Source organism: Streptomyces sp. 142MFCol3.1, from assembly GCF_000424945.1.
GTDB classification, from domain to species: Bacteria; Actinomycetota; Actinomycetes; order Streptomycetales; family Streptomycetaceae; genus Streptomyces; species Streptomyces siamensis.
Genome location: NZ_AUKV01000076.1, coordinates 1 through 8541, shown reverse-complemented (window position 1 = coordinate 8541; position 8541 = coordinate 1). Strand labels below are relative to the sequence as shown.

General features: G+C 68.0%; 9 protein-coding genes and 1 pseudogene. 3 read left to right on the top strand and 7 right to left on the bottom strand.

What is annotated here, in order from left to right; genetic code table 11:
• Positions 1–100: 100 nt before the first annotated feature.
• Positions 101–346 carry a hypothetical protein gene (locus H305_RS0143185; RefSeq protein ID WP_028805884.1) on the bottom strand — a complete coding sequence of 82 codons (246 nt, stop codon included), beginning with the start codon at positions 344–346 and terminating at the stop codon, positions 101–103.
• Between H305_RS0143185 and H305_RS53830 the strand changes: the two genes are divergently transcribed.
• Together H305_RS53830 and H305_RS0143175 are read left to right on the top strand one after the other, a co-directional pair.
• Positions 329–472, top strand: coding sequence for a hypothetical protein (locus tag H305_RS53830; RefSeq protein WP_158690701.1), 144 nt, complete (start codon positions 329–331; stop codon positions 470–472). The genes H305_RS0143185 and H305_RS53830 overlap by 18 nt on opposite strands.
• Before the next feature lie 157 nt (positions 473–629).
• Positions 630–1688 carry an IS630 family transposase gene (locus H305_RS0143175; RefSeq protein WP_234021453.1) on the top strand — a complete coding sequence of 353 codons (1059 nt, stop codon included), beginning with the start codon at positions 630–632 and terminating at the stop codon, positions 1686–1688.
• Between the two features lie 12 nt (positions 1689–1700).
• Here the strand turns inward: H305_RS0143175 and H305_RS49030 are convergent, their stop codons facing one another.
• Together H305_RS49030 and H305_RS51920 are read right to left on the bottom strand one after the other, a co-directional pair.
• Positions 1701–2048 carry a hypothetical protein gene (locus tag H305_RS49030; RefSeq protein WP_037767418.1) on the bottom strand — a complete coding sequence of 116 codons (348 nt, stop codon included), beginning with the start codon at positions 2046–2048 and terminating at the stop codon, positions 1701–1703.
• Between the two features lie 68 nt (positions 2049–2116).
• Positions 2117–2269 (bottom strand): annotated as a pseudogene (locus H305_RS51920) (iron dependent repressor, metal binding and dimerization domain protein); the annotation flags it as partial.
• Here H305_RS51920 and H305_RS49025 point away from each other — a divergent pair.
• Positions 2235–3035, top strand: coding sequence for a TetR/AcrR family transcriptional regulator (locus H305_RS49025; RefSeq protein WP_234021452.1), 801 nt, complete (start codon positions 2235–2237; stop codon positions 3033–3035). The pseudogene H305_RS51920 and the gene H305_RS49025 overlap by 35 nt on opposite strands.
• A gap of 168 nt (positions 3036–3203) precedes the next feature.
• Here the strand turns inward: H305_RS49025 and H305_RS51915 are convergent, their stop codons facing one another.
• The 4 genes from H305_RS51915 to H305_RS0143140 form a co-directional block, all read right to left on the bottom strand.
• Positions 3204–3653: a hypothetical protein gene (locus H305_RS51915; RefSeq protein ID WP_028805882.1), complete on the bottom strand. Its 450-nt coding sequence runs from the start codon at positions 3651–3653 to the stop codon at positions 3204–3206.
• A 1387-nt stretch (positions 3654–5040) separates the two neighbouring features.
• A complete protein-coding gene (locus H305_RS0143150) occupies positions 5041–5463 on the bottom strand; it encodes a carboxymuconolactone decarboxylase family protein (protein WP_028805881.1) in 423 nt (140 codons plus the stop codon).
• Between the two features lie 96 nt (positions 5464–5559).
• Positions 5560–7116: an aldehyde dehydrogenase family protein gene (locus H305_RS0143145; protein ID WP_199791550.1), complete on the bottom strand. Its 1557-nt coding sequence runs from the start codon at positions 7114–7116 to the stop codon at positions 5560–5562.
• Between the two features lie 49 nt (positions 7117–7165).
• A complete protein-coding gene (locus H305_RS0143140) occupies positions 7166–8395 on the bottom strand; it encodes an MFS transporter (protein WP_028805879.1) in 1230 nt (409 codons plus the stop codon).
• Positions 8396–8541: the final 146 nt, after the last annotated feature.

Genomic DNA, 8541 nt, shown 5'->3' with positions numbered 1-8541 from the left:
CCGTGAATAGCCTGCCTCGTCAGCCCGATGCCTGACTCGACAGGGCTCCGGCGATGTGCCGGACAGGCGCCATGCTGACGGGTCGCTGCGTCTGGCCCCGTCAGCATGGCCTCCGATACAGACGACCGAGGGTGAGATCGGGCATCGGTTGGCCGACTTCCCATTCGATGAGTTCGGCCCCTTGACGCTGGTAGTGGGCCTGCTTGACGCTCTTGCGCTTCTCGTAGGCTTCGCAGCCGCGGATGCCGTACACCTCAACGTAGGCGTGCGGCGCAACGTCGGTCAGGACGACGGTCGCGAGTTCCCGGCAGGGTTCGACCAGGAGTTCGTGAGTCAGGAAGGCCATCGCAGCTACTTCGGCAGGAATGTGCTGAAGGGGCTGGTGGACGGGGTGGAGGACTTCCTGGAGGAGAAGCGGCGCACTCCGGGATTCCGAAGCATGGGGCCTGCGGCGCTGTGCGGGTTCCTGTGACTCGATGACCCTGAGCTGGCCGACTGCCTAGTGGCTTGGCTCGGATCCTTGGTCGGGTAATTGATCATCTGGCTGGTGCAGGGGAGGCTGCCTTCAGGTTGTGACCGTGGAGGTGGTTGGGGGGCGTCGTCCGGGAGTGTTCGTCCGGCCGGTGAGCATGGAGGAAGGGCGTCGGCTGCAGCGCATCACCCGTACTGCGAAGGACCCGGTGAGGCTTCGGCGGGCAATCGTCGTGATGATGTCCGCGCAGGGCCAGTCGGTGCCGGACATCACCTCGCTCATGCAGGTCAGTGCCGATTACGTGCGGGATGTCATCCACGCGTTCAACGAGCGGGGGTTCGACGCGCTGGACCCAAAATGGAAGGGGGGACGCCCGAGGGCGATCAGTGACCAGGTGCGCGAGCACATCTGTCTGATCGCGCGGACGTCCCCCGCGGACTGGAAGATCACCGCATTCTCGACCTGGAGCCTGACCAAGCTGGCCGAACACCTGGTCAGGCACGCCGTGGCCGCGGCGGTCAGCCGGGAGACCCTGCGGCGGATTCTGCGCGAGGGCAAGGTCTCCTGGCAGGCCACGACGACCTGGAAGTCCTCGAACGACCCGGACTTCATCGCCAAGATGCACCGGGTCCTGGCGCTCTACGACACCCCGCCGGCTGACGGGCGGGTGGTGTGCGTGGACGAGTTCGGGCCGTTGAACCTGATGCCCCGCAAGGGCAGGGCATGGCGTCCGCGCCGTTCACCGCGAAGACTGCGGGCGACCTACAACCGCTACGACGGCGTGATGCACATGCTCGCCGCCCTGGACCTGGCCACCGGCAAGATGTATTACCGCATTCGTCCCCGCAAACGCTGGCGCGAGTTCCTGGACCTGCTCAAGGCCCTGCGCGCCCGCTGGCCGGGAGAGAAACTCTACGTCGTGCTGGACAACTTCTCCCCGCACAAGCATCCCAACGTCCGGGCCTGGGCCGTGGACAACCAGGTCGAACTGGTCTTCCTGCCGACCTACGGATCATGGCTGAACTGGATCGAGTCGGAGTTCGCCGCCCTGCGCTACTTCGCCCTCAACGGCACCGACCACCGCAGCCACGCCGAGCAGAATGCCGCGATCAACGCCTACATACGTTGGCGGAACAGCCGTGCAGAGCCGAAGTCCAACTTCGCCCCCGAATCTCCGATCCGCGGCTGGACCGAGTACCCGGCCCTGGCCGCCTGACGCCGACCCGCGCTACAGCTCCACGCGCCGTTCGGCAGCGGAGGGATCCGATGCGGATCCGTAGCGCAAGACCACATTCGCCGGGCGGAACGGCAGATCACGCAGGACAGGTTCCATGACGGCGAAGAGCGCGTCGGCATCAGGGCCATAGGCGAAGAGCGCCACCTCGCCGCCTCCGAACTCGTTCCCGTCGAACTCACCGACACCGACTCGTTCGATCGCCTCGGTCAAAAGGTTCTGGGCCGCGCGGACAGCCGCCCGATCGCCCGGCTCGCCGAACCCGTCGCCCGTCAGTCGATACCGCGCGATGACCGCGTGCTCCACGCTTTCCTCCGCACCGCCATCAGCCGCATAAGTCATGCATGAACGATCTCACCCCGCACCGACATCAGCGGATTCCCCGTCCAAGGATCCGAGCCGAGCCACTAGAGCACGCGCCGCTCCACCGCCTCGCTCATCACGAGCTCCCAGCGACACGCCTCAGCGTGCACCTGCTCCCACTCCAGACCGATCACGTCGACGAGCAGACACTCCGCGAGACGGCGCTTGCGCATCACCCGCGTGGCCAGCCGCCGTCCCTGTGTGGAACTTCCACACAATCCCGCCCAAGACCCGTCTGTCGTCCAGCCACTTACCCCCTCGCAGCGATCCGGGCACCGCCGGCATCTCGCCACCGACGGCGCGAACCTCTCCCTGCGGGCGGTGGCGCGCGATGCCGGCCTCGTCCCCTCGGCGCTCTACCGCTATTTCGCCAGCCGCGACGCTCTGCTCACCGCCCTGATCACCGACGCGTATGAGGCGCTGGCGGCGGCGGTCGAAGCAGCCGAGGGGGCCGTGCCGAGGACGGACGGGGGTGCCCGGTGGCTGGCCGTTTGCCGTGCGGTGCGCGCCTGGGCGCTCGACAACCCGGCGGAGTACGCCTTGATCTACGGCAGCCCGGTACCCGGCTATGCCGCCCCGGAAGACACGGTGAGCCCGGCCTCGCAGGTTCTCCTCACACTGAGCGGCATCCTGTTCGACAGCGCGGGCGCCGGGCAGCATGCGGTGAGCCTCGCCCAGCCCTTGCCGGCGGCGGTGCGCGAGGACCTGGCACGGCTGACGAACCATTGGCCAGGGGAACTGCCCCAGGGGCAGGGGCCGTCGTCGCCGGAGGCTGTGCTGGCGATGGCACTCACACTGTGGACACAACTGTTCGGCCTGGTCTCCTTCGAGGTCTTCGGCAGGCTGAACACCATGATCGACGCACGCGAGGAGTACTTCGACCACCAGGCGCGGGTAATGGCGGGCCTGGCCGGCCTCGCCACACCACCCCCTCACGACGCCGACGGGGGGATCGCGCCCGGGTGACGTGAGGAGGTTGCGGGCGCGGACGCCCCGGCTGCATGGGCGCTTGCGTTCCCTGTCGCCGATACCCGGCGACCGGGACGGTGGGCTCCACCCGGCGCTCTCGCCTTCAGATGCGGCTGGGTCTGATCCGGCACCGCGAGCGGCAGCGGAGCTTTGGCCGGGCGAAGATCACGGTGAGGTTCCTTCGGACAGGCGCCAGTCGCCGATGGCATTGCGCTGTAGTTGGCGGACCTCAATCCAGCGTTCGTCGATTCCTGCGAATGCGCGCTTCGCCTGCTCCCCTGCGCTGCGGGCCCGTTGGGCAGCCAACTGCTTGGCGTGCTCACCATCTGCAGCCTGAGGAACTACGTAGTAGTGCCGCATCAGCGTGCCGGTGGCCGTCCGAAAGCGGAAGCCCACCAGCCATTGCTCGTCACTGTGCATCGCCAGCCGCAGCCCGTCCGAGCCGGGATGGTGTGTGGAGTTCACCAGTTTCCTGCAGTGGTCCGGATCCGAGCGCTGTACCGACGGGTCCCGCGGGATGTCGAAGAAGGCGCAGCTTTCGCCGTCCGGACGCCCGTGGGCGTAGATGATCCTCGCTGCGTGTCGGGACAGAGTCTGTGCGGTCGCGATGGTCATGGCGGAGCCCACTCTCGGAGCTGGCTGATCTGTACGGTTGGTTCGCTGTACCGGCTGAGCGCTTCTCGACGGTGCGCCCACCACTGGTGACTTCGAGTCTCCCCAGAGGTCTGTGTGGCCGGAAGGCCGAAACTTTCCTGGGAGAAGCAGTCCCAGGCTGCTGATGTCTCCGTTGCACCCGGCAGGTGCCATCAGGCACAGCGAAACCGGCTCTGGGACGTGGCTGTCAGCCAGAAACGCATGGCTTGCCACATGAGGGCCGTTGTCACAGTGATCCCTTCCGTGCCGGCGTGCTCGGCCCGGGGTTCTTTCATGTCCGGGATTCCACGACATGTCCGCGAGCCCCGGCCGGACGGGGGGCCGGCCGGGGCAGTTTGCGGTCACGAGGCTCCGTCCTCAGTGATCACTCGGACTATAGATCGCGGCAGCACCTCTCAGCGTGGGTGTGTTACACCCAGGAAGTGCTCTCTCACGTGTGTTGGTGTTCACCGCCGATGTTCACGGTGGTGCGGATTGTGATCATTTCGGCTTCATGTCTGCCAGACAGGCAGCCCCAACTGGAGGTCCGATGAGAGGCATTGAATCGAGGGGAGCATGTGGCACGTATGACGGAGCTGCAGCATCACAGGGACAGCCGTGGCATTCCTTCTGGTGCGGCAGCGCTGCTGCAGCCGCCGCGCAGGATGTCTTCAGCATCGCGGCAATCCACGGGCGGGCGGCCTAATGGTCCGGCAGGCGGATTTCACACCGTACGTACAAGGACCGACGCGCCAGCAGTGGGAAGTCGACAGGGCAACGGTGAGTGCCGGATTTGATAGCCCTCTCGAGCAGCCGTGCAGTACCCGTCCGGCTGGGTGCGGCGCTGACGCCGCCTGCCCGGCTCTGATGTCTCGGCAGCAAAAGCCAAGTGCGGTGCTTCTGGGACCCGCACCCCTTCGCGATTTTCCGGCTGATCCGGACCGCCGACTGTCACCGAGGCCGTACACGCAGGAAGGGGCACGGCCGTCGGGCTGGTTCTCCCCCTGTGGCGGGACTGCGCAGCGGCAGGCAAGGGCCGGGAGGTTGTTGGTCCACACACCGTCGGTTCGGGTCCGCGGGTGCTTCTCGCCACGCTGCAGGGTCACGACGGCAATCTTCGTCCGGTGCCCATAAGTGTCGCTGGTGTAGGTGTGGCGCCATCGGACGGACGTAGTGCGGGGGTTCCTGCCAGTCCCCCATCGGTGGTTGCGGGTGACGGCAGTGCCGCCCGTCAGCAAGATGGAACGACCTTGGGAATGAACGGAGTTCGGTCAGGACGAGCCGTCACCGCGTGGGCTCGCAGGGGTGGTGCTCGCCATGACAGTGCCTGTCTCAATGACACGTGATCAACAGCTTTTGTTAGAGCCGTTCACTCGCTGGCAGCGGTGGGCAGCACGCCTCGCTCGGTGAAGACCTTCTTGGCCACGAAGGTGGCGTTGAGTGCCTTGGGCATACCGCAGTAGACGGCCGCGTGCAGCAGCGCCTCGACGATCTCATCGGGTTTCAGACCGACGTTGAGGGCTGCGTTGATGTGGACGTCCAACTGCGGCTCGCAGCCCCCGAGAGCCGTCAGCATGCCCAGGGTGACCAACTGGCGGTCTCGCGGTGCCAGTTGAGGGCGGCTGTACATCTCGCCGAAGGCCCAGGCGACTACCTGGTGTCCCAGCTCGGGGGCGATGTCGGTCAGCGAGTCGATGACCTTCTGGCCGCTCTCGCCGTCGATGCGCGACAGTACGGCCATTCCGTTGTCGAAGCGCTCCTGCCGGTTCGTCACGCTGTCATGGGTGCTCATGGCTGGCTTCCTCTCTTTTCCGTTCGTGTAGCGGCCGGTGCGTTGATGTGCGGGTTGTGCCTGCCCTGGCGATCAGTCGGCAGGGCAGGCGGGGGGTCAGCCGAGGGGGATGCTGATCGTCTTGGTTTCCAGGTAGCCCTCCAGGCCGTCGCGGCCGCCTTCCCGGCCGAGACCGGAGGTCTTGTAGCCGCCGAACGGGGCTGTCGGGGTGGCGACGAACAGGCTGTTGACACCGACCGTCCCTGTGCGGAGCTGGCGTGCGACCCGAACGGCCCGGGAGGTGTCTCGGGTGTAGACGCCGGCGGAGAGGCCGTATTCGGAGTTGTTCGCGATGCGGATGGCTTCCTCCTCGGTGTCGAAGGGGATGGCCGCCAGCACCGGGCCGAACACTTCCTCTCGGGCGATCTCCATGTCGGTGGTGACGTCGGTGAACAGGGTCGGCTCGACCCAGTTGCCGCCGCCGGGGACCGTGATCCGGCGCCCGCCCACGGCCAGCTTTGCGCCTTCGGTGACGGCGCCGTCGATCAGCTGCATGACCCGGTCGGACGCGGCCGGGTTGACCAGCGGGATGGAGGTGACGGTCGGGTCGAAGGAGTCGCCGAGGTGGACGTTCTTGATCTGTGCGGCTGCGGCTGCGACGAAGTCGTCGTACACCGACCGCTGTACGAGGGCGCGGGTCTGGGTCGAGCACAGCTGCCCGGACAGGCCCATGGAGACCAGGCTCATCGCGTACTGTGCGGTGGCAGTGATGTCCTCGACGTCGTCGAATACGATGCTCGGGCTCTTGCCTCCCAGTTCCAGCTGCACGCGCTTGAGGCCGGGCGCGGCGGCGGCGAGGATCTGTTCGCCGACAGAGCGGCGCCCGGTGAAGGCCACCTTGTCGACCAGCGGGTGCGCCACCAGAGCCTGGGACGTGCTGGCGGTTCCGGGGACCAGGTTGAACACGCCTGCTGGCAGGTCGAGTTGCTCGATGAGCCTGGTGTAGAGCGCGGCGACGTTGGAGGCGTACTCCGACGGCTTGAACACCACGGTGCAGCCGGCTGCGAGGGCGGGCGCGACCTTCTGGGCGAACTGCATCACCGGGGCGTTGAAGGGGGTGATCGCCGCGACGACTCCCACCGGCTCCTTGATGGTGATCAGCTGGTTGTTGATCTGCTCCGCGTAGACGGGCGGGGCGGCACCGTCGAGCTTGTCGATCCAGCCGGTGAAGTAGTCGAAGACGTCGGCGGCAAAGTTCGCCGAGAACCGGAAGCCGGTGCCGACGGTGATCGGCACGCCGTTGTCGAGCGACTGGAGTTGCGCGAACTCGGCGCCGTGGGCGCGGATCAGGTCGCCGAGGGGCTGCAGGATCATTTTGCGCTGGCGGGCGGTCATCCGTGGCCAGGGTCCTTCGTCGAAGGCGCGCCGGGCGGCGCGGACCGCGCGGTCGACCTCGTCGGCGGAGGTGACGCCGATCGTGAAGTCCGGCTCGCCGGTGGCGGGGTGGTGGTGCTGCCACCGCTCGTCGGTCTCGGCATCGTGCCAGGCACCGTCGATGTAGGTGCGGACGACGCCTGCGCCGAGTGCGCTGGCACGTTCGCTCATCGGGGTGCCGCCGGTGGTGACCAGGACTCCTCCGGGAGTGCGGGTCTCGGTGTTCGCTCGGGTGGACATGTTCTTCTCCTTCGGGGGCCATACCGGGAACGGATGGGCGGGTGGGGGGCTATTCGGTGCGCTGGTGGCGCAGGGCCGGGAGGGCCAGGAGAACGCCCAGGACGAGCGCGGCGACGACGACACGCAGGATGCCGCCGAAGCCCAGGCCGGTGAGTGCGCCGGTGAGCTGCGGGCCCAGGCTGGCGCCGATGAACATGCTGCATCCGTAGAGGGCGACGGCCGCGCCGCGTGCGTGCGGGGCGGTGGCGTTGATGGTCTCGACGACGGCAGGTGCCGCTGCCGCGACGGCGGCCACGAACAGCAGCAGGGCGATGGCCAGCGGCACGGTGTGGCCGCCGCTCAGGGAACCGACCGCGACGGCGAGGGCGGCCAGTGCGAAGGCGAGGACCGCGCGCAGCGGTGCGGCCAGGCGCTGGAGCACGGGTGAGAGCAGGGGGATGGCGACCAGGGCGGGCAGTGCGCTGGCCCGCAGGGCGAGGATCGCGGAGGAGTTCCCGGCGATGCTGGGCGGCCCGGCGATGGCCACCGCCGTGTAGACGGCGACGAAGGCGGACATCAGGGTCACGGTGGATAGGTACAGGGCGACCAGACGAGGGCGGCGCAGCAGCCGCGGCATCGCCGCGAAGGCCTGGAGCAGCCCGCCGCCGGTGTGGTGGCGGAGGGTGGGTCGCAGGACGCGGCGCACTGGGATCAGGCTCAGGGCCATCAGGGCGGCGCTGAACCAGAAGACAGCGCGCCAGTTGAGCCCGGCCGCGACGGCTTGGGCACCGATCTGCATGAGCACGGCGGCGGCGAGCATGCCGCTGGTGATGCAGGTCACCGCGGTGCCACGGCGCTGCGGCGTGATGTGGTGAACGACGTAGGAGAGTGCGGAGGGTGCGAAGGTCCCGGCGGTCAGTCCTTGCACGATGCGCAGGGCGACGGCCCAGGTGAGGTTGGGGGCGGCGCTGACCGCCACCGTGGCTGCCGCTGCGGCCGCGAGACCGGCAGTGATCACAGTGCGCGATCCGTAGCGGTCTGTCAGCGGACCAGCGAGGAGGAATCCCGTGGCGTAGGCGAAGCCGAACGCCGTCGCCGTCCAGGTGGCCTGCCCCGGTGTCGTGCCGAACGCGGTGGCCATGGGGTGCAGCAGGGCCAGGACGGTGTACATCTGGCCGACCATCAGGACGCCGAGTGCGGTCAGCAGGGCGATGGTCGGGGTGGCGGGCGCCCAGGTCGGCGGTTGGTCGGTGGTGCTGGTCCGGGCTGCGTGCCGGGGGGATGTGGTGGGGTGGGACATGGGAACTCCAGGGAGGCGTCTGGTCGCCGCCCCGCGTGTTTGCGCGCGGCACGATCGGCCGATGGCACCATCGGGATGTGGTGGGTGTCCCCGGCCGGGAGAGGCGGCCGGGGGGACTTTGGAAGGGGATGTTCAGGCGGCGGGGG